This window comes from Corallococcus sp. CA053C (genome assembly GCF_003611675.1).
Lineage (GTDB): Bacteria > Myxococcota > Myxococcia > Myxococcales > Myxococcaceae > Corallococcus.
This window is the reverse complement of sequence record NZ_RAWA01000158.1, coordinates 1-19,826: the sequence shown is the minus strand read 5'-3', so window position 1 is coordinate 19,826 and position 19,826 is coordinate 1. Positions and strand designations below refer to the sequence as shown.

Annotated in this window: 18 protein-coding genes; 14 read left to right on the top strand and 4 right to left on the bottom strand. The window is 71.6% G+C overall.

From position 1 onward, the window contains the following. The first annotated feature begins 39 nt into the window (after window positions 1-39). Window positions 40-2,883, top strand: a complete 2,844-nt coding sequence (locus tag D7V97_RS21200; protein WP_233583033.1) for a type 2 lanthipeptide synthetase LanM family protein — start codon at window positions 40-42, stop codon at window positions 2,881-2,883. Between the two features lie 63 nt (window positions 2,884-2,946). On the opposite strand, the gene D7V97_RS21195 is transcribed toward D7V97_RS21200, so the two are convergent. The 3 genes from D7V97_RS21195 to D7V97_RS21185 form a co-directional block, all read right to left on the bottom strand. After that, window positions 2,947-4,734 carry a DEAD/DEAH box helicase gene (locus D7V97_RS21195; RefSeq protein ID WP_120612470.1) on the bottom strand — a complete coding sequence of 596 codons (1,788 nt, stop codon included), beginning with the start codon at window positions 4,732-4,734 and terminating at the stop codon, window positions 2,947-2,949. A gap of 90 nt (window positions 4,735-4,824) precedes the next feature. Continuing rightward, entirely contained in the window at window positions 4,825-5,595 is a 771-nt protein-coding gene (locus tag D7V97_RS21190; protein WP_158623424.1) for a sporulation protein, read from the bottom strand. Window positions 5,596-5,645: 50 nt separating this feature from the next. Further along, window positions 5,646-6,710: a pectin acetylesterase-family hydrolase gene (locus tag D7V97_RS21185; RefSeq protein WP_147444907.1), complete on the bottom strand. Its 1,065-nt coding sequence runs from the start codon at window positions 6,708-6,710 to the stop codon at window positions 5,646-5,648. Window positions 6,711-6,890: 180 nt separating this feature from the next. Here D7V97_RS21185 and D7V97_RS21180 point away from each other — a divergent pair, with 180 nt between their 5' ends. The 13 genes from D7V97_RS21180 (at window position 6,891) to D7V97_RS21120 (ending at window position 18,127) form a co-directional block, all read left to right on the top strand. Then, window positions 6,891-8,003, top strand: coding sequence for a Gfo/Idh/MocA family protein (locus tag D7V97_RS21180; protein WP_120612468.1), 1,113 nt, complete (start codon window positions 6,891-6,893; stop codon window positions 8,001-8,003). 251 nt (window positions 8,004-8,254) lie between these two features. Further along, window positions 8,255-9,103 (top strand): CoA ester lyase, encoded by an 849-nt coding sequence (locus D7V97_RS21175; protein WP_120612467.1) that lies wholly within the window; start codon window positions 8,255-8,257, stop codon window positions 9,101-9,103. Window positions 9,104-9,162: 59 nt separating this feature from the next. Then, entirely contained in the window at window positions 9,163-10,395 is a 1,233-nt protein-coding gene (locus D7V97_RS21170; RefSeq protein ID WP_120612466.1) for an aminotransferase class I/II-fold pyridoxal phosphate-dependent enzyme, read from the top strand. Window positions 10,396-10,419: 24 nt separating this feature from the next. Further along, window positions 10,420-10,941 (top strand): MaoC family dehydratase, encoded by a 522-nt coding sequence (locus D7V97_RS21165; RefSeq protein ID WP_120612465.1) that lies wholly within the window; start codon window positions 10,420-10,422, stop codon window positions 10,939-10,941. Between the two features lie 5 nt (window positions 10,942-10,946). Beyond that, complete coding sequence (locus D7V97_RS21160) at window positions 10,947-11,930, top strand: NAD(P)H-quinone oxidoreductase (RefSeq protein ID WP_120612464.1); 984 nt, start codon at window positions 10,947-10,949, stop codon at window positions 11,928-11,930. A 4-nt stretch (window positions 11,931-11,934) separates the two neighbouring features. Next, a complete protein-coding gene (locus tag D7V97_RS21155) occupies window positions 11,935-12,414 on the top strand; it encodes an aminoacyl-tRNA deacylase (RefSeq protein ID WP_233583031.1) in 480 nt (159 codons plus the stop codon). Window positions 12,415-12,430: 16 nt separating this feature from the next. Continuing rightward, window positions 12,431-12,706 carry an acyl carrier protein gene (locus tag D7V97_RS21150; RefSeq protein ID WP_120612463.1) on the top strand — a complete coding sequence of 92 codons (276 nt, stop codon included), beginning with the start codon at window positions 12,431-12,433 and terminating at the stop codon, window positions 12,704-12,706. After that, window positions 12,703-14,091, top strand: coding sequence for an aminotransferase class III-fold pyridoxal phosphate-dependent enzyme (locus tag D7V97_RS21145; protein ID WP_120612462.1), 1,389 nt, complete (start codon window positions 12,703-12,705; stop codon window positions 14,089-14,091). The genes D7V97_RS21150 and D7V97_RS21145 overlap by 4 nt, the downstream gene beginning before the upstream one ends. Next, window positions 14,088-14,504, top strand: coding sequence for a thioesterase family protein (locus D7V97_RS21140; RefSeq protein ID WP_120612461.1), 417 nt, complete (start codon window positions 14,088-14,090; stop codon window positions 14,502-14,504). The genes D7V97_RS21145 and D7V97_RS21140 overlap by 4 nt, the downstream gene beginning before the upstream one ends. Beyond that, a complete protein-coding gene (locus D7V97_RS21135) occupies window positions 14,459-14,983 on the top strand; it encodes a 3-hydroxyacyl-ACP dehydratase FabZ family protein (RefSeq protein WP_120612460.1) in 525 nt (174 codons plus the stop codon). Before D7V97_RS21140 ends, D7V97_RS21135 begins: the two co-directional genes overlap by 46 nt. After that, on the top strand, window positions 14,983-16,152 hold the full coding sequence (locus tag D7V97_RS21130) for a beta-ketoacyl-[acyl-carrier-protein] synthase family protein (RefSeq protein WP_233583029.1): 1,170 nt from the start codon (window positions 14,983-14,985) through the stop codon (window positions 16,150-16,152). The genes D7V97_RS21135 and D7V97_RS21130 overlap by 1 nt, the downstream gene beginning before the upstream one ends. Beyond that, window positions 16,149-16,706 carry a coronafacic acid synthetase gene (locus tag D7V97_RS21125; protein ID WP_120612458.1) on the top strand — a complete coding sequence of 186 codons (558 nt, stop codon included), beginning with the start codon at window positions 16,149-16,151 and terminating at the stop codon, window positions 16,704-16,706. Before D7V97_RS21130 ends, D7V97_RS21125 begins: the two co-directional genes overlap by 4 nt. Window positions 16,707-16,717: 11 nt before the next feature. Then, on the top strand, window positions 16,718-18,127 hold the full coding sequence (locus D7V97_RS21120) for a class I adenylate-forming enzyme family protein (RefSeq protein ID WP_120612457.1): 1,410 nt from the start codon (window positions 16,718-16,720) through the stop codon (window positions 18,125-18,127). 12 nt (window positions 18,128-18,139) lie between these two features. Here the strand turns inward: D7V97_RS21120 and D7V97_RS21115 are convergent. Next, a partial coding sequence (locus D7V97_RS21115; protein WP_233583028.1) for a condensation domain-containing protein occupies window positions 18,140-19,826 on the bottom strand: 1,687 nt, incomplete at its 5' end.

Below are 19,826 nucleotides of genomic sequence, written 5' to 3'. Positions count from 1 at the left end.
CCCCCAGGGAGTCCCCGCATGGTCCACGAGGAAGCGTCGATGGCCGTCGAAGTCCCTCCTGACGGGTGGCTCTCTCGCCCCGTGAACGCCCTGCTGGCGCCCCACCTGGAGGCGATGTCGGCGCGGTTGTCCCGGACCGAAGGGCTCACCGCCGCCGAGCGCGACGTGGTGGACCACGCGGGCCGGGAACACCTGGGCTTCAGCGCGCAACGCAAGCTCAACCGGGTGCTGCTGCTGGAGCTGCACGCGGCGGTGATGGAGGAGCGGCTCGACGCCGTGAATCCGGAGGGGCGGTGGGCGCAGTTCATCGACCGGGCCTGCACGCCGGAGTTCCACGCGCACCTGCGCCGACGCTATCCGCCGCTGCTTGAACGGCTGGCCACCGTGGGCCGGCTCCAGTCGCAGGCGGTGCTGCGGCTCGTGGACCGGTTCATCGCGGACCGGGAGGCCCTGGCCTCGCTGCCCGGCCATCCTCGCGGTGCGCTCAAGCGCCTGCGGCTGGGGGAAGGGGACACCCACCGGGGCGGCCAGACGGTGGCGCTGCTGGAGCTGGAAGGCGGCTCGGTGCTGTACAAGCCCCGGTGCCTGCGCGTGGACCGCGCCCTGGACGGGATGCTGGAGCGGCTGCTCATCCTGGATCCCCCGGGTACCCGGATCCGCGTGCCCGAGGTGCTGGTACGCCCGGGCTACGGCTGGGCGGAGTTCGTGGATCACCGCCCCTGCGAGGGCGAAGCCGAGCTCACGCGCTTCTACCGCAACCTGGGGCACTGGCTGGGCGTGATGCGGCTGCTGGGCGGCACGGATCTCCATTCGGAGAACCTCATCGCGAACGGGCCGGTGCCCGTGGTGGTGGACGTGGAGAGCCTCTTCATGCCGGATCCCCCCATGCCGCTGTCGGGGCGCGGGCTGGCGGTGGACCGCGCCGCGAAGGCCATCCGGGGCACCGTGCTGCGCACCGGCCTGCTCCCCGTTCGCAGCGCGGGCCCGGGGCTGGGCGGCCTGGACATCTCCGCGGCCGGATCGCTGCCGGGGCAACAGCCCTTCATGTCCGTGCCCACCATCGTCGGCGGCGGCACCGACGGGGCGCACCTGGCGATGACGCTCCTGGAGCGCCCCCGGTTGAAGAACCACCCCAGCCCGGAGCCCGTGCTCGCGCGCTACTGGCCCCAGGTCGTCGAGGGCTTTCACGAGCTCACCGCCCGGCTCAAGGCGCTGGACGCGCAGGGCGAGCTGCGCCCGCTGCTGGAGCCGTTCGCGGGCGCGGTCGTCCGCCGCATCCTGCGGCCCACGCAGACCTACGCGGAGCTGCAGCGCATGCTCTGGCACCCGGCCTCGCTGCACGACGCGCGCGGGGCGAACGCGCGGGCGCGGGACGTGATGCGCCGCAACGCCGACGTGGCGCCAGGGGCTCCGTCCTCGCTGCCCGTCATCGACGAGGAGATCGCCGACCTGTGCTCCGGGGACACGCCCGTGTTCACCGTGCCCGTGTCCCGGTCGCTGCTCGACGCGGCGGTGACGACCTGGCGCTCCGTGGACGTGGCGCTGGAGGAGTTGACCATCCAGGGCGCCCTGGTCAGCGCGTACCTCAACGAGCAGACCGTGCCTCCGCGCGTCGCCGCACCAGCCATGCCGTCACGGCGGGAGCGGCTGGACTCGCGGCGCCGCGCGCAGCTGTCCGGGCTGATGCGCCGCGTGTGTGATTCGGCCGTGCGCGGACCGGACGGTTCCGTGACGTGGATCAGCCCCGTGCTCGCCGAGTTCGGCTGGGCGGTGCGGCCCCTCTCCGCCGACCTGTACAGCGGGCAGGGTGGGGTCGCGGTGTGCCTGGCCCAGTACCAGCACGAGGTGCGCCACGGGCGGGCGGATCCGGTGGAGGAGGTGGCGGAGACGCTGGAGGGCGCCCTCGCGGTGCTGCGGGCCACGGAGGAGCGGGTGACGGTGAAGCAGCCCGGTGGCTTCTCCGGGCTCGCGTCCCAGGTGTGGCTCTGGTCCACGCTGCACGACCTGGACGCGGTCCCCGGGGCCCTGGAGCGGGCCTGCGAGCGCGCGGCGGCGTTGACTCCGGCGATGCTCGACGAGGACCGGCTGCTGGAGGTGCTGGGCGGCGTGGCGGGCGTCATCGTCCCGCTGCTCAACCTCGTGGATCAGACGGGCGAGGCGCAGTGGCTGGACGTCGCCGCGCACGCGGGTCGGCGCCTGGAGGACACCGTGCGGAGCGTGGGGGGCGATGCCCGGTGGGCGACGTCGCTGTTCCCCGAACCCATTGGCGGCTTCGCCCACGGCACGGTGGGCATCGGCTGGGCGCTGGCGCGGCTGGGGCTGAGCGCGGCGGGCAGCCCCGCGGACCGGCGGCGGTGGCGGGGCCTGGCCGAGCGCGCCTTCGACTTCGTGGACGGCCTGTACCGTCCGGAGTCCGGGCATTGGATGGACGTGCGGCGCCCCGACGCGACGGATCAGCTGACGACCTGGTGCCACGGGAGCACGGGCATCGGGCTGGCGGCGGCGGACCTCTTCGCGCGCACCGGCACGGCCCGCTACCTGGACCTCTACCAGCGCGCCCGGATCGCGGGCGTGCGCGAGGGCTTCGGCTGGACCCACACCCTGTGCCATGGCGACCTGGGGCTGTGGGAGCTGCTGGAGGCGGGACGGCGGCTCGCGCCGGATCCGCAGGGGCCGGACCGCGAGGTGCTGGATGCGGAGGTGCTCACCAGCCTGGAGGCGCGGGGCCCGGTGATGGGGCTGGCCCGGGACGCCTTCTCACCAGGGCTGATGACGGGGCTGGGCGGCGTCATCCACACGCTGCTGCGCATGCACCCGGAAGGGCGGCTCGCGTCGCCGTTGCTGCTGGGCCGCGCGCCCGGCGTGGACCGGGGCGCGCCCTGAAGTCCCGCTTCCACCGGCCCCCCCACCGGCTCCGGTGACAGGGCCGGTGAAGGCGGTCCCGGCTCAGTCGCGGGTGTCGCGGCGCACGGAGACCTTCTTGCCGCGCAGCGTGGCGCCCTTCAGCGCGGAGATGATGCGGGCCGCATCCGGCTCCGGCACCTCCACGATGGAGTACATATCCGCGATGTGGATCGCGCCGATGCGCGAGGAGTCGAGCCCCGCCTCGCCGGCGATGGCACCCACGAGGTCCGCTGGCCGCATGCCCGCGGTGCGGCCCGCGCCGATGAACAGCCGCGTGACGTTCCACTCCGGCGCGCGCGGCGGACGGGCAGGGCGCTCGGGACGCTCACCGCCCGCTTCGGGGGTCCGCTCGGTCCGCTCGGTCCGGGGTCGGGGCGCGCGGTCGGGACGGTCTCCACCCCGGCCCGGGGGACCCGAGCGGGGGGGGAAGCGCCGCTCCGACGACGAGGCCGACGGGGCCGACACCTGCGGGATGTCCTGCTCCGCGGCGTCCTTGCCCTCGTCCTCCTTCTCCTGCAGCAGCTTCACCGCGGCGGCGGCCACGTCCATGACGCTGAACTCGCCGGACAGGTCCTCCACGATGCCGCGGAAGGCCTCCAGCTCGCCCTCGACGAGCGCCTCGCGCAGCGACGAGCGCATCATCTCCAGGCGGCGGGCGCGCAGGTCCGACACGGTGGGGACCGCGGAGACCTCGATGCGCTGGCCGGTCAGCTTCTCGATGTTGCGCAGCAGCCGGTGCTCGCGGGGCTCCAGCAGGGTGATCGCCACGCCCTCGCGGCCCGCGCGGCCGGTGCGGCCGATGCGGTGCACGTAGGCCTCCGGCGCGTTGGGCACGTCGAAGTTCACGACGTGGGACAGCCGGGGGATGTCCAGGCCTCGCGCCGCGACGTCGGTGGCGATGAGCAGGTCGGCCTGCTGGGACTTGAACTGCTTGATGACGCGGTCGCGCTGCTCCTGGCTCATGCCGCCGTGCAGGGCGTGCGCGCGCCAGCCGCGTCCGTTGAGGGACGTGGTGAGCTCATCCACCTCCGTGCGCGTGCGGCAGAACACGATGGCGGCGGTGGGGGACTCCAGGTCCAGCACCCGCCCCAGCGTCGCGATCTTGAACGCGCGCGGGACGATGTAGGCCGTCTGCCGGACACGGGGCATCTCCCCGGCCTCCAGCTTCTCCTTGGCGATGCGCACGCGCTCCGGGTTGCGCAGGTGGCGCTCCGCGATGCTCGCGATGCGCGGGGGCAGGGTGGCGGAGAACAGCGCCGTCTGCCGCTTCTCGGGCGTCTCGGAGAGGATGGCCTCCAGGTCGTCCGCGAAGCCCATGTCGAGCATCTCGTCCGCTTCGTCCAGGACGACCGTGTGGACGTTGTCCAGCTTCAGCGTCTTGCGGCGCAGGTGGTCCAACGCGCGGCCCGGCGTGGCGACGACGACGTCCACGCCGCGCTTGAGCACGCGCAGCTGCCGGCCGATCTCCTGACCGCCGTAGAGGGGGAGCACGCTGACGCCCAGCTTCGTGCCGTAGCGGTGGATGGCTTCGGACACCTGCATGGCCAGCTCGCGCGTGGGCACGAGCACCAGCGCGGAGGTGCTGTGGGGCGTGGCGGCGCCGGCCGTCAGGTGCTGGAGCAGCGGCAGCGCGAACGCGGCCGTCTTGCCGGTGCCGGTGGCGGCGATGCCGAGCAGGTCCTTGCCGGCGAGCAACGGCGGGAGCGCGGCGGCCTGGATGGGCGTGGGCTCTTCGTAGCCGAGGGAGGTCAACGCCTCGACCAGTTCGGGCTTGAGCCCGAGCGAGTCGAAGGTGGGGTTATCAGTGGCGGGAGGCGGGGGAGCTTTCACACGGCGGCCTATACCACTTTCACGCCCCGGCGTCGGACTCGCGACGTCGGGTGCGTTCACGACCTGAAAGCGCGCCGGGCCTTCCGGCTTTCAGGCTCCCGCGCCCAGGTGGGACGCCAACACTTCCGCGACGGCGGGAACCCCCCGGGACAGGTCGGCCTGGGACAGCAGCCACTTGTGGCGGCGGCCCCCCTCCAGGGCCAGGCCCTCCAGCAGGGACGTGAGGCCCCGGGGTCCCCGGTCGATGTCGAGGATCAGCTCCAGGCCGTCCTCCCGGGGGAACGGCAGCAGGGCGAGGGTGCGCGGAGGCCCCTTCCACGACGGGCCGGTGTGGAACTCCAGCTCCTGGACGAAGGGTTCGTCGCGCCCCAACGGGGGCCCTGCCTCGCAGTACGCGTTGCGCCACTGGAGGCCCAGGGACAGGCCAGCGTCGATGACGGTCTGCAGGGAGGGGTGGGGCAGGACGTGGATCCGGTCGCTGTCCTCCGGGTTGAGCGCGTGGTCGATGTCCAACGCCGTCTTGAGCCACACGGGCGAGCCGCGCTCGGTGATGGGGGTGTGCACGGGCAGCCGCAGGGAGAAGGGCAGCGCCTTCTCCTCCCGGGGCTCCACGGTGAAGGGGTTCGCGATGCGCCACGAGCGCACCACGGCGTTGAGCGCGCTGAGGCGGTCGTTGTCGCGCTGGAGGTACTGCGCCATCAGGTGCAGCTCGATGCGGTCGATGCGCTGGGGCGTGTGGCCGCCCTGGACGTGGACCACGCCGCGCAGGTCCCCTCCGGCGCGCACGGTGTCGTGCTCCAGGCGGGTGTCCACCCGGGCACTGCCAACGCCAAGGCGGGCGAGCAGGGTCTTGAGGGGCATGGCGCGCAGTCTCCCATGGGCCGGGGTGGAGGTGCCGGAAGCCCACCTGCTCAGGGGCCGGCGTGGCTCCAGGCCGGATCCTCTCCCGCGAACTGCTGGAGCCACGCGCGCACGGTGAGGCCCGCGCCGGTCGCGGCATCCGGTTGGGCCAGGAGCACGTGCGGATTGCCTGGCAGGTAGAAGGTCTTCACGTTCGGCGCCGCCGAGGCGCGGGCCGCCTCCAGGCGGGCCTGCACCTGCGCGCCGTCGAGTCCGAAGAAGCGGGAGATGGTGCCGTCCTGGAGGTAGCCGAGCATCCCGTAGCGCCGGGGGGCGGTGAGCAGGCGCGCGGAGGCGCCGAGCACGGCTGACAGGCCCGCGTCGCACCCGGTGCATCCCGGAGGGAACTCCAAGCCCCAGCTGGCGCGCATGGTGCCGTAGCGGCCATCGCCCGCGGTGTCGATGATGAGCCCTGAATCGTTCAGCACGTCCACTCGCGCCCACGGCAGGGCCTTCTGCACGCGCCAGGCGTTGAACGTCGCCCCGTAGCCGCCCGCGCTGATCCCGGCGAGCCAGACGCGGTCGGCCTCGGGGAAGGTCGGCTGGAGCCGCCGCAGGTACGCGTCCATGTTCCGCGCGCCGACGTGCTCGACGTTCTTCGGGCCGAACCAGTCGTAGGTTTGGACGCGGGTGCCCGCGTGGAGGTCGCCCGTGCAGTACGGGACGTAGACGAAGCTCGCGTCGCGGAACGGGTTCTGGGGGTTGTCGCGGTCGAACAACACCGCCAGATCCGCCCCTTGGGCCTCGGCGAGCACGGGGTCCGCGCCCATCGTGTCGGTGATGTGGGTGGCCGTGCCCAGCGCGCAGGCGGCCGCCTCCCAGCACGCTCCACCCCCCGCGAGGAAGACGAGGACCCGCTTGGAGCGATCCGTCAGGTTGACGGCCATGCCCGTGGACGACCCGTTCGCGCAGTGGGCTTCGGGGACCGGCACGAACGTCCAGGTCTCCCGGGGCGCGTCGAGCGGGGCGCCCGCGTCCACCGTGTAGGGGATGGAGGGGAGATCGTAATCCCCGGCCCCCGCGTCCGGGCGGACGTCCCCCGTGTCTTCAAAGGGCGTCGCGCAGGCGGACATCATCAGGAGACCCAGCAGCGGCAAGGAGCAGGAGTGTGCGTGCACACTCTCGCCATAGCACACGGGGGGTGGGCCTGCCCTCCTGCCCGGCGGTCGTGCGGACCTCGCTCCGGAGGCCTGCCCACGGCTTGCGGGGTGGCGGAGCGCGTCACCAGCGTAGGGAATCACGATGGGGGATGCACGATGGCTCAGCAGGGGACTTCCAGGCGGGTGCGCTACGCGGTGGTGGGGGCGGGAAACCTGGCGCAGGTGGCGATCCTCCCCGCCTTCCAGCACGCGGAGAACTCCGAGCTCGTCGCCATCATCTCCTCCGACAAGGAGAAGCGGGACGTGCTCAAACGCAAGTACGGCGTCGAGCACGTGGGCGACTACGGCGAGTACGAGCAGGTGCTGCGCGAATCGCAGGCGGACGCGGTCTACATCGTGCTGCCCAACACGATGCACCGCGGCTTCACCGAGCGGGCCGCGCGCGTGGGGGTGCACGTCCTCTGCGAGAAGCCGATGGCGACCTCGGTGGAGGACTGCGAGGCGATGATCCGCGTCACCAATGACAACGACGTGAAGCTGATGATCGCCTACCGGCTGCATTTTGAAGAGGCGAACCTCCAGGCCATCGAACTGGTGCGCTCCGGGAAGCTGGGCGACCCGCGGATGCTCACCGCGCTCCTGACGCAGCAGGTGCGCGGGGGCGACATCCGGACGAGCACGGAGCTGGGGGGCGGGGCGCTCCTGGACGAGGGGCCGTATCCCATCAACGCCGCGCGCCACCTGTTCCGCGACGAGCCCCGCGAGGTGTTCGCGTTCATGAGCGGAGGGGACGGCCGCTTCCACGGCGTGGACGCCACGGCGTTCGCCCTGATGCGCTTCCCGAACGGGCGGGTGGCCCAGTTCGGCATCAGCCATGAGGCGTCCGCGGTGTCCAGCTACCGGCTGGTGGGCACCGAAGGGGACCTGCTGGTGCAGCACGGCTTCGGGTACGGCACCGACATCGAGCACCTGCTCACGGTGGGCGGCAAGACGGAGACACGGACCTTCAAGAACAGCGACCAGTTCGCCCCGGAGCTCATCTACTTCTCGCGGTGCGTGCTGGAGGACCAGGAGCCGGAGCCCAACGGCATCGAGGGCCTGGCGGACGTGCGCGTCATCGTCGCGTTGCAGGAGTCCGCGCGCACCGGGAAGCCCGTGAAGCTGCCCCTGTTCGAGAAGCCCCGGCGCCCCACGCTTGCGCAGCTCATCGTGAAGCCCGCGGTGGAGCCGCCCGAGCCCGTCAACGCGCCCGTCCCCGCGCAGGGGTAGGGCCGTACTGGTTTGCACGTATGGGATTGCCGCGACCTCCGGCGTGACGCGCCGCGCTTGACGCACTCCGGAGGTCTGGCACCACCCACGCGCGGAGTGTTGCCTTTTCCATCGCGCAACGTCGTTCCACATTCAAAGACATACCAATACGTTCCAATGACACGTCAAGGTCACGGATGCGAATCATTGCTCCAATGCTTGACGTGTTTGGAATCCAGGGGTACCCAGTCATTCACTGATTGGAGGCCCGCATGCGCTTCACCCGCTATTGCCGCTCCATCCTGTTCACTCCGGCTCTGGCGGTGGATCGCTTCGCGCGGGGGCAGCAGTCCGGCGCGGACATCAGCCTGGTGGACCTGGAGGACTCCGTCGCGGCGGCGCACAAGGACGCGGCCCGGCAGCACGCGGAGGCGTTCTTCCTGGCGCCGCGCGTGGGAGACAGCCGCCGGGCGGTGCGCATCAACTCGGTGACGCGGCACGAGGGCCTGAGAGACCTGCTGGCCCTGCGCGCGTACGCGGCGAAGCCTGACGTGGTGATGGTGCCCAAGGTGGAGTCACCGCGCGACCTGGAGATCGTCGAACAGGCGTTGGGCCCGGAGTGCGCGCACGTGGACCTGCTGGCGCTGGTGGAGACGCCGCGCGGGCTGGAGAACATTGGCGCCATCGTGACGGCGACGCCCCGGCTGAAGGCGCTGGTGTTCGGGTCGGCGGACTTCTCCTTCAGCATCGGCGCGGCGCTCACCTGGGAGCCCATGCTCTACGCGAGAGCGCGGCTGGTGACGGCCGCGCGGTCCGCGAACCTCCAGGTGGTGGACTCGCCCCTGTTCGACATGAGCGACCTGGAGGGGCTGCGCAAAGAGGCCGCGCTGGCCCGGGGCATGGGCTTCAGCGGCAAGGCGGCCATCCACCCGCACCAGGTGGAGATCATCAACAAGGCCTTCTCCCCGGACGAGCGCACCCTGCAGAAGGCGCGGAAGATCGTCGCGGAGAGCCAGGCCCGGGACGCGAACATCTGCGTCGTCGACGGCGCCATGGTGGGCACGCCCTTCATCGAAGCGGCGAAGCGCACGCTCGAGGACTTCGGCCCCACCGAAGGCTGAGCGTCCCTGCCTCTCAAGCATCCCCAGTCGTCCCATCCCCCCGCGCAGGAGGAGTCCGCATGGCAACGAGCATTCCCGAGAGCATCCTGGGCCCCCGGCGCTACCGCAACAACGAGAAGTTCGTCGGCCTGGGTGACGCTGGCTGGCAGCAGGCCGAGGACCACGGCCTCATCAACCTCAAGGTGGACTTCGAGTCGAACAACCGGCTCATCGACCGGGCCACCCAGCACGCCTTCACGGTGCTGTGCTCGTGCTCGTACCTGGGCCTCAACCACCACCCGGCCATCCTCGACGGCGCCATCCGCGCGCTGCGCGAGGAGGGCACCATTGGACTGGCGCTCTCCACGCTGCGCATCCGTCTGGGATTGATGGCGCGGCTGGAGGAGGGGCTCCGGGATTTGTACGGCTGTCCGTCTCTGCCGGCCGCGTCGTGTACCGCGCTGACGGCGGGCATCCTGCCGCTGCTCGCGTCCGGGCATCTCACCGAGGACGGGCAGCCGCGCGTGATGGTGTTCGACCGCTTCTGTCACTTCTCCATGGCGTACGTGAAGCCCATCGTCGGGGATGAGAGCCTGGTGCTGACCAGCCCCCACAACGACCTCAACTACCTGGAGGACGTCTGCAAGAAGTACCCGCGCGTGGCCTACGTGGCGGACGGCGCCTACTCCATGGGCGGGCTCACCGCGCTGGAGGGGCTGCTCCAGCTCCAGGAGAAGTACGGCCTCTTCCTGTACTTCGACGACTCGCACTCGCTGTCCATCACCGGCGCGAAGGGCGAGGGCTGGGTCCGCTCGCGTCTGAAGATGAACCCGCTGACGATGATCGTCGCGTCGCTGGCGAAGGCGTTCGGCAGCGCGGGCGGCGTGGCCATGCTGGGCAGCGAGAAGCTGTTCAACTTCCTCAACCGCAACGCAGGCCCGCTGGCGTGGTCGCAGAACCTCCAGGTGCCGTCCATTGGCTCGTCGCTGGCGAGCATCGCGCTGCACAAGAGCCCGGAGCTCAAGCAGCTCCAGGACAAGCTCGCGCGGAACATCTCCTACTTCGACAGCCAGTTCCCCTCCGCGCACGCGGGCAACGGCATGCCCATCCGCAAGATTGAAGTCGGCGAGGAGGAGAAGGCGGTCCGCCTGTCCCAGGAGCTGTACCGGGCGGGCTACTACTGCTCGGCGGTGTTCTTCCCCGTGGTGGCCAAGGGCGAGGCGGGCGTGCGCCTGATGATGCGCGCGGACATGGAGCCGGACGAGCTGACGCGGTTCTGCGCGACGGCCAAGGACATCATCTCCGGCTTCTGAAGCCCGGGCGCGAGGACACACGACATGGAGGGCTCTGGCTACAAGCAGGTGGGACCGCAGCGCTACCGGGAGCTGCTGGGCTTCGCGTTCGAGGACTTCACCGTCGGGGATGTCTTTGAACACCGCCCGGGCCGCACGGTGACGGAGGCGGACAACGTGCTGATGAACACGCTGAGCCTCAACCCGTCCCCGCTGCACCTGGACGCGGCCTATTGCCAGCACACGCCGTGGGAGCGGCCGCTCATCTCCAGCCTGGTGACGTTCAGCGTGGTGTGCGGGATGAGCGTGCGCAGCACCAGTGGCCGGGCCCTGGCGAACCTGGGGTGGGATCGCATCCGGCTCACGCACCCGGTGTTCGCCGGAGACACGCTGTACGCGGAGAGCCGCATCCTGGCCAAGCGCCTGTCGGAGAAGCGCAAGGGCGAAGGCATCGTCACCTGCGAGACCAAGGGGCTGAAGTCCACGGGCGAGGTGTTCCTCACGTTCGAGCGCAGCTTCCTCGTGCCCACGCGCGAGCGCGGTGTGGACGAAAGGGCCGGGTACTGAAGCCCATGCGCGCCGTCGTCTACGAAGGCTCCGGGGGCCCGGAGGTGGTGAAGCTGCGCGAGGTTCCCCGGCCGGTGCCCACGGGCAACGCGCTGCTCGTGCGGGTGCACGTCACCGCGCTCAACCGCGCGGACCTGCTCCAGCGGGCGGGCGTGTACCACGTGCCGGAGGGCCAATCCGCCATCCCCGGCGTGGAGGTCGCGGGCACGGTGGAGGCGTGGGGCGAGGACGTGAAGGGCTTCACGCGGGGCCAGCGCGTGTTCGGCGTCGTGGAGGGTGGCGGCTACGCGGAGTTCTGCCTGCTGGACGCGGACATGGCCCTGGTCATCCCGGAGGCGTTCAGCTTCGAGGAGGCGGCGGCCACCGCGGAGTCCTGTCTCACCGCGAACGAGACGCTGTTCGAGCTGGGTGGGCTGAAGCCCGGGCAGACGGTGCTGGTGCACGCGGGGGCCAGCGGCATCGGCACCACGATGGTGCAGATGGTGAAACACATTGGCGCCACGGCGCTGTGCACGGTGGGCACGCCCCGGAAGGTGGAGGCGCTGACGCGGCTGGGCGCGGATGCGGCCATCGACTACCGGCGCCAGGACTTCGTGGCGGAGGTGCTGTCACGCACGGGCGGCGAGGGCGTGGAGCTGGTGATGGACTTCGTGGGCGGCGCGTACCTGTCGCGCAACCTCTCCGTGCTGAAGCATGAGGGCTGTCTGGTGTTGGTGGGGCTGCTGGATGGGATGGCGGCGGAGTTGGACCTCTTGCGCGTCGTCCAGCGCCGGTTGCAGCTCAAGGGCTCGTCCTTGCGGCTGCGGCCGATGGTGGAGAAGCGGCAGGTCAACGCGCGCTTCCGGCAGCGGTGGATGGAGGTGCTGGCGCGCGGAGGGCTGCGGCCCGTCATCCACGGGGCCTGGCCGCTGGAGGCGGTGGTGGAGGCCCACGCGGAGATGGAGGCCAATCGCAACATCGGCAAGCTCCTCCTGACGGTGGCGGGGTGACGCCGTGGCCGACCTGAGCGACTTCCTCGCGCGAGAGCAGGTGGACGCGCGCCTCCTGACGCTGACCACGCCGATGACGACGGCCGCCGCCGCCGCGCGCGAGCTGGGCATCCCCGTGGCCAGCATCTTCAAGTCGCTGGTGCTGACGACGGACGCGGACGAGGTGCTCGTTGTCGTGCTGCCGGGAGACCGGCGCGTGGACTTCAAGGCGGTGGCGCGCGCCGCCGGCTGTCGCAAGGCCGCGTTCGCGAGCGCCGAGCGGGCGCTGGAGGCCACGGGCTATCCGCCGGGTGGCACGCCGCCCCTGGGCTACCCCCGGCCGCTGCGCGTGTTCGTGGACGCGGCCGTCCTCGAGTACCCCGAAGGGTACGGCGGCGGAGGGCGGCCGGAGCTGCTGCTGCGCCTGACGCCGAAAGAGCTGCTGCGCGTGACGAAGGGGACCGTGGGCCCCTTGAGCATTCCAACCGAAGCATCGACCCCCTGAAGAGAGGACGCCCGCCATGCAGGAAGACGTCTCGCGAAGCCTGAAGAAGATCCTGACGAACCAACTCTTCGTGGAGATTCCCGAGGAGCAGATTGGCGGGGACGACGGGCTCCAGTCCGTCGTCGGCCTGGACTCCGTGGGCTTCCTGGAACTGCGGGTCATCTGCGAGGACCAGTTCGGCGTGAGCATCTCCGACGAGGACTTCGACACGGAGAACTTCCGCACCCTCAACCTGCTGTCGTCGCTCATCGTGAAGCTCAAGGCCCAGCAGAAGCAGGGGGGCTCGAAGTGAAGGTGCCCGCCGCGGGGGAGAAGCTCGGGGCGGAGGAGGTGGCCCGCCTGCGCGCCGGCATGGCGTTGCAGATGGACCACTATGGCGGGGGGCGTCTGCCTTTCGTCTGTCTTCGGGCCAAGGGCCTGGTGCAGCACATGGCGGCGCTGGAGGGGCCGGACGCGGGCCGCGTCGTCGAAGTGCTGGACGCCAGCGGGGGCTACGCGAGCGCGTGCCTGGGCGCGGGCCATCCGCGGATGCAGGAGGCGCTGCGCGACGGCCTGGAGCACACCGGCTACGTCACCGACGAGCTGGGCTCGCTGGAGCGCACGCTGCTCTTGGAGGAGCTGTTCGGCCCGCAGGGCCTCTGGGCGGATCGCTTCCCGGGGGACGCGTACCACGCGAGCGGCCGCAACTCGGGCTCCGAGGGCCTGGAGCTGGCATTGAGGCTGGTCCTGGAGTCGAACTTCGACCGGCGGCGGATGGCGCCCAAGCCCGAGCGCGCGGAGCGGAAGACCGTGCTCGCGTTCGAGGGTGCGTGGCACGGGTGGACGCAGGGCCTGGCGAGCCTGCTCAACCGCCGGCACTACCGGCTGGGATTGCCATTGCCCACGACGGAGGACCTGGACGTGCGGTTCCTGCCGTTCGGCGAGGCCGAGCACCTGGAGTCCTTCTTCGCGGAGCACGGGCGGAAGCTGGCGGCTGTGTTCGTGGAACCCATCCAGGGGGACGCCGGCATCCTGGTGCCTCCCGCGGGCTACCTGCGCCGGCTGGCCACGCTCTGCCGCGAGCACGAAGTGCTGCTGGTGGCGGACGAGGTGCTCACATTCGCGAAGACGGGCCGCTTCTTCGGCATGACGGACGCGGAGGGGCCCATCCCCACGGACATCACCGTCATCGGCAAGAGCCTGGGCATGGGCGTCGTGTCCACGTCCATGGTCATCGCACGGCGTGAGCTGTCGGTGCGCTCCAGCGGCGCGGTGTCCACGTCCGACCTGCGGCCCCTGACAAGCGCGGTGATGCGTTCGGGCATCCAGTACCTGAACGGCGAGGGGCTCGTGGAGCGCACGGGGCCGCTGGGCGAGGGGCTGCGCGCGCAGCTGCGCAAGGACGTGGCGCAGGCGTTCCCGGAGGTGTTCCAGGAGGTCCGGGGCCTGGGCTACATGAACGGCATCGAGCTGACGGAGAAGGCGGCGGGGAGCCTGGGCAAGCTGCGAGCGCGGCTGCTCGACGCGGGCATCTTCGTGGAGTTCATGGCCGGCGCGGGGCGTCGCTCGCGGGGCCTGCGCTACCTGTTCCCGGCGATGCGGATCGCGCCGCCGCTGATCGCGGGGGAGGACGACCTCCAGGAGATGGTGGCCCGCCTCCAGCGGGGCGTGAAGAGGTTCGTGGAGTCCGGGTCGTGAACGAGTCCGCGCTGCGCCGGAAGGTGGAGCACGTGGACACGGACGCATCCGGCGTCGTGCACTTCTCCCGCTACGCGTCGCTCCTGGAGACGGCGGGGCTGGAGGAGCTGGAGCGCCGGGGGGCCGGGCTGGAGGTGCTCTCGGGCCAGGGCCTGGACCTGCGGGTGCGGGAGCTGCGCGTCAGCTACCGCGCCGCGGCGCGCTTCCAGGACTGGTTGGTGATGGTGCCCGCCGTGGAGCACGTCGGGCCCGCGAGCTTGAAGCTGGGCGTGAAGCTGTACCGCGAAGGCACGGGGCCGGAACCGCTGCTGCTTGCCTTTGGAAGTCTGGACCTCGCCGTCGTCAACAAAGAGAACGGAGTGCCCGCATGTCTACCGCCGTCCCTCAGCAGCGCGCTCAAGCTGGCGCCGTGAACGCAGTGGAGCGCACGCCCAAGACCCTGGGCTTCACCGCGCTGAAGCAGTGGCTGCGGCACCGCCACCCGATGATCTACCTGGACCGCATCGTGGACCATGAGCCGGGGAAGTTCCTGGAAGCGCTCATGTCCATCTCCGGCAACCTGGACTGCATCGCCGGCCACTTCCCGGAGCGGGCCGTCTACCCGGCCAGCCACCTCATGCAGGCCAATGCGCAGGCGGGCATCATCCTCTACCAGATGAGCACGTCGATGCTGGCCGAGGACGAGCTGACGCTCATCAGCTCCGTGGAGGCGCGCTTCCTGAAGGTCATCGTGCCGGGGGACCAGGTGCTGCTGCGCGTGCAGGCGAGCCGGCTGGCCGGAGGGCTGTTCCAGTTCACGGGCAAGGCGATGGTGGGCTCGCACCGCGTGGCGGCGTTCCGCGCGAGCCTCGTTCGCTCCCGGGTCTCCGACCTGGGCGAACAGTTGTGGTGATGCCCGTCGTCGTCACCGGGGCGGCGTGGACGACCCCGCTCGGGAGCGGCCTGGAAGCCGTGTGGCGCAGGTTGCTCGCGGGCGAGCACGGCTTCGTGGACGTTCCCTCGCCGCACCGGCTGCGCAACACGCTGGCGGCGGTCGTTCCGGGCGGAAGCGGGCTCTCGGCGGAGGCCGGGTCGTCCGCGGGGCACAAGCGTGGGCACATCGAGCCGGGCCCGGCGCACCGGCTGCGTGCGCTCGCGCTGGAGACGCTGCGTGACGCGCTGGCGGACGCGGGGTTGCCCGGCGATGGGCCCCGCACGCGCTTCGTCCTGGGCACCAGCCTGGGGGCCTACCTGGACGACGACGGCGAGCGGGAGGCTCCGCTGCACCGGTGGGCGGAGGCGGTGGTGGAGGCCCTGGGCGCGAAGGCCGCGCCCGTGGTGCTGTCCACCGCGTGCTCCTCCGGTTCGGATGCGCTGCTGGTGGGCGCGGAGTGCGTGCGCGCGGGGCTCGCGGATGTGTGTATTTGCGGCGGCGTGGACGTCCTGACGCCGAGCAAGCGGCTGGCGCACTCGGCGCTGTCCACGCTGTCTCCGTCCCGCACGCGGGCCTATGACACGCGGCATGACGGCATGTTGCTGGGCGAGGGCGCGGCGTTCCTCGTGCTGGAGTCGGCGGCGCACGCGGAGCGGCGGTCGGCGCGCGTGCTGGCGCGACTGCGCGGCGTGGGTTCCGCCAATGACGCCGCGAGCATGACGTCGCCGGATCCGGCGGCCGCGGGCGCCCGTCTGGCGATGGAGCGCTCCCTGACGGATGCGGGGGTTGCCGCCGCGGAGATTGGACTGGTCAACGGCCACGGGTCCGCGACGCCGGTGAACGACCGGGCGGAGCGCGAGGCGTTCCGGAGCGTGTTCGGTCCCAGCGGCGGCCCGCTCGTCTTCGCGACGAAGGGCGCGTTCGGGCACAGCCTGGGGGCCACCGGCGCGATGGAGGCGCTGGCGCTCATCCTGGGCCTGCGCGCGGGCATCGTTCCGCCCATCGTCGGTCTGGAGCAGCCGGACCCGGAGTTCCCCTGTCCGTTGTCCGTGGGCGCACCGACGCGGCATTCGGCGCGGCTGGGTTTGAGCGTGACGCTGGGCTTCGGTGGCTTCGACACGTCGCTCGTCTTCGAGGTTCCGCGATGACGTCCTCCCTGGCGGTGGCCCTGCGCGGCAGCGCGGTGGTGTTCGCGGATGCGCCGAATCCCCATGCCGCGCGGTGGAAGCCCTCCGTGCGCTACGCGGATCCGCTGTCCTGGGCGCTGGTCATGGCCGTGGGGGAGGCGACCTCGCTTCTGGGTGAGGACTTCACACGCGCCGCGGACCGGTGCTCGCTCATCCAGGTGGGCGCGGTGGGTCCTCGCGAGACGTGGGCACAGGTGGCGAGCGATGCCGCGCGAGGCTTCGCGTCCCCGCTGCGCTTTCCCGCCGCGACGCCGAGCGCCCCTACGGGCCTGTCCTGCATCGTCCACGGGCTGCGCGGCCCGACGCTCGCGCTGACGATGCCCGTGGTGTCAGGCGTGGAGGTCGCGCTGGCGTTGTCCGCCGCGTGGCTTGCGCGCGGTGTCGTGGACTGGGCCCTCATCGGATCCGTGCTTGCCATCGAAGGCCGGCCGCCGGGCGCGGGCTGTGTCGTCCTGTCGCGGGGAGCCGGGCCTGGCGTCGACGTGGACGCCGTGGCGCGGTCCCTCCAACCCTGAGTGGAGTGAACATGGCCGCACCCCTCCTGGAGCTCGCGGGCGTCCCGCTGACCGCCGTGCAGGCGTTCCTGGATCGCATCCGCGACCTGACCGAAGCGCACCCGACCGCGGACCGCTCCGTGGCGACCCTGGCGGCGGAGTGGATGGCCCGGGGCCTGCGGCCGGGGGACGTGGTGCTGCTCGCGCTGCCCAACGGCGCGGGGCTCCTGGCCCACGTCTTCGCGGTGCTCGCGGCCCGGGGCGTCCCCGCCCTGGTGTCGCCTGCCTCGCCCGCGGGCCGGCAGCAGTCGCTGGTGGATGCGCTGCCGGCGCGTGCCCTGGTGGCCATGCGCAGCCCCGCGCCGCACACGCAAGGCGTGGAGCGCTTCGCGCTGGGCGGGGCGGAGGTGGCCCTCTTCCCATCCACGGAGCAGCCAGGGGCACGGCCCGGGGAGATGGTGCTGCTCACGTCCGGCACCTCCGGCTTCGCGAGCGGCTGCGTGTTCGACCTGGGCGCGCTGTTCCTCAACGCGGATCGGCACGCGGACGCCGTGGGGCTGCGCGCGGGGGACACCGCCCTGGTGACCCTGCCGCTGTACTACTCGTATTCGATGGTCGCGCAGGCGTTCTCCGCGCTGCGAAGGGGACTGGAGCTGGTCATCAGCGGCCCGCCGTTCCAGCCCGCGGCGTACCTGCGCATGCTCTCCGAGCAGGGCATCACCGTGTCCGCGCTGACGCCGCTCCTCGTGCGGAGCCTGCTCCAGCATGGCGAGCCGTTCCCGGACGGCCTGCGCTGCCTGGGCGTGGGCGGAGACGTGCTCGCGCCGGAGCACGTGAAGCAGCTGCTGCACGCGCGGCCTCGGGGCGAGCTGTACGTCACGTATGGGTTGTCCGAAGCGGGGCCTCGCGTCTCGACGCTCGCGGCGCATGCGGAGCCGGAGCGCCGCTTCGCGTCCGTGGGGCTGCCATTGCCGGGCACCCAGGTGTCGCTCGTGGAGCGCGGGCCGGATGGACAGCGGGAGCTGTTCGTCTCCTCCGACACGGTGATGAAGCGCCGCATCGGCCTGGTGGAGGGGGAGAAGCAGCATGCGCTGAAGGGCCCCCGACTGCTGGCCACGGGGGACGTGTTCGATATCGACGCGGACGGCTACCTGTACTTCCAGGGGCGCATCTCTGACTTCCTCGTGCGCGGCAGCGAGAAGATCAGCATGGCATCCGTGCGGCGGCTGGCCATGATGCTGCCCGGGGTGCTGACCGCGCGCACGCAGGTCGTTAGAGGCGCGGAGGGGGACGACTACGACGTGGTCCTCACCGTGGCGGACGACGGGCGCTCCGTGGAGCACCTGTCGCGCGAGCTGTTCCGTTTGCTGCGCCTCGCCGAGCGCCCCCGCGCCGTGCAGGTGGTCGCGGCGGACGTCGCCGCGGCCTCCCTGCACAAGTAGCGACGGCGGACTTCAGGGGGCTCGCGCTTCGAGCCCCATCGGCAGGTCCGGGTTCGCCACCACCGCGTCGATCACCCCGAGGAACTCGGCGTGGAGGCCCTCGGCGGTGTGGGCGTCGAACAGGTCGGTGTTGAACTCCAGGACACCGGTGAACCCGTCCTCCAGCTCCGTCACCGATAGGGCCAGCTCGTAGGTGACGGAGCCCCGGCTGACCTCGATGGGCGTCACGGCGAGGCCGGGCAGCGTGAACTCCGCCTCTGGCGCGTTCTGCAGGATGAACATCGCCTGGAACACCGGGGAGCGGTTCGCGGGCAGCTCGACGCCCAGGGACGCCACCACCTGGTCGAGAGGCACTTCCTGGTGCGCGTAGCCGCCCAGCGTCTCCTCGCGCACGCGCTGGAGCAGGGTGCGGAAGCCCGGAGCGCCGCGCACGCTGACGCGCAGGCACAGGCCGTTGACGAACATGCCGATGAGCGGCTCCAGCTCCGGCAGGAGCCGGTTCGCGATGGGCGAGCCGATGACCACTTCCTCCTGGCCGGAGCGGCGCGCGAGCACCACACCGAACGCGGACAGCATCGCCATGAACGGCGTCACCTGTTCGCGCCGGCACAGGGCGTGGAGCGCGTCACTCCGACCGCGGCCCAGCTGGACCGGGCGCCGGACGCCGTTGAACGTGCGCACCGGGGGCCGGGGCCGGTCGGTGGGCAGGTTGAGTTCGGTGGGAGCCCCCGCGAGAGCCTGCCGCCAGTAGGCCATGCGTCGGTCCAGCTCAGGGCCGGTGAGCCACGAGCGCTGCCACACCGCGTAGTCGGGGTACTGCACGACGAGGGGCGCGAGGTCCGCGGCGCGTCCCTGGGCCCGCGCCGCGTACAGCGCTCCCAGCTCCCGGGCGATGACGCCCATGGACCAGCCGTCCGAAGTGCTGTGGTGGATGCAGAGCAGGAACAGGTGCTCGTCGTCCTTCACGCGAAGGAGCGTGGCGCGCACGAGGGGATCCCGCGTGAGGTCGAACGGAGTCTGGGCCTCCGCGTGGATGTGCTTCCACGCCGCGGCTTCCGCGTCGGGCTGACCCCGCAGGTCTTCGTAGCGCCACGGGAAGTCGCCCGCGGGAAGGACCCGCTGGACGAGCTGTCCGTCCTCTTTCGAGATCAGCACCCGCATGGATTCGTGACGTTCGAGCAGGCCCTGCAGAGCGCTCCGCAGCGCATCGACGTTCAGCGGGCCCCGGATCCGGTGGCCGGAAGGGATGTTGTAGGCCGTCGACGTGGGGGCGCTGAGGAAGAAGCGGAAGTGCCGCTCCTGCGCATACGACAGGGGAAGCGGACGGTCACGAGGCGCGGGCACCAGTGGAGGCACCGGGCGGGGCCCGTCATCCGGAACCAGCGTGCCCAGGTGCTGGGCCAACTGCGCGACCGTGGGACCGGTGAAGAGGACCCGCAGCGCGATCTCCGCGCCCAGCTCCGAACGAACGCGCGAGACGAGCTGCGTGGCGAGGAGGGAGTGGCCGCCCAGGTGGAAGAAGTTGTCGTGGAGGCCCACGCGCTCCACGTCGAGGAGCGAGGCCCAGAGGCGACAGAGGGCGACCTCGGTGGGCGTGGACGGAGGGACGAAGGAGAGGGCATCGCCGCGAGCGGGCTCGGGGGCGGGGAGCGCGCGCCGGTCCACCTTGCCGTTGACAGTGAGGGGCAGGGACGGGAGC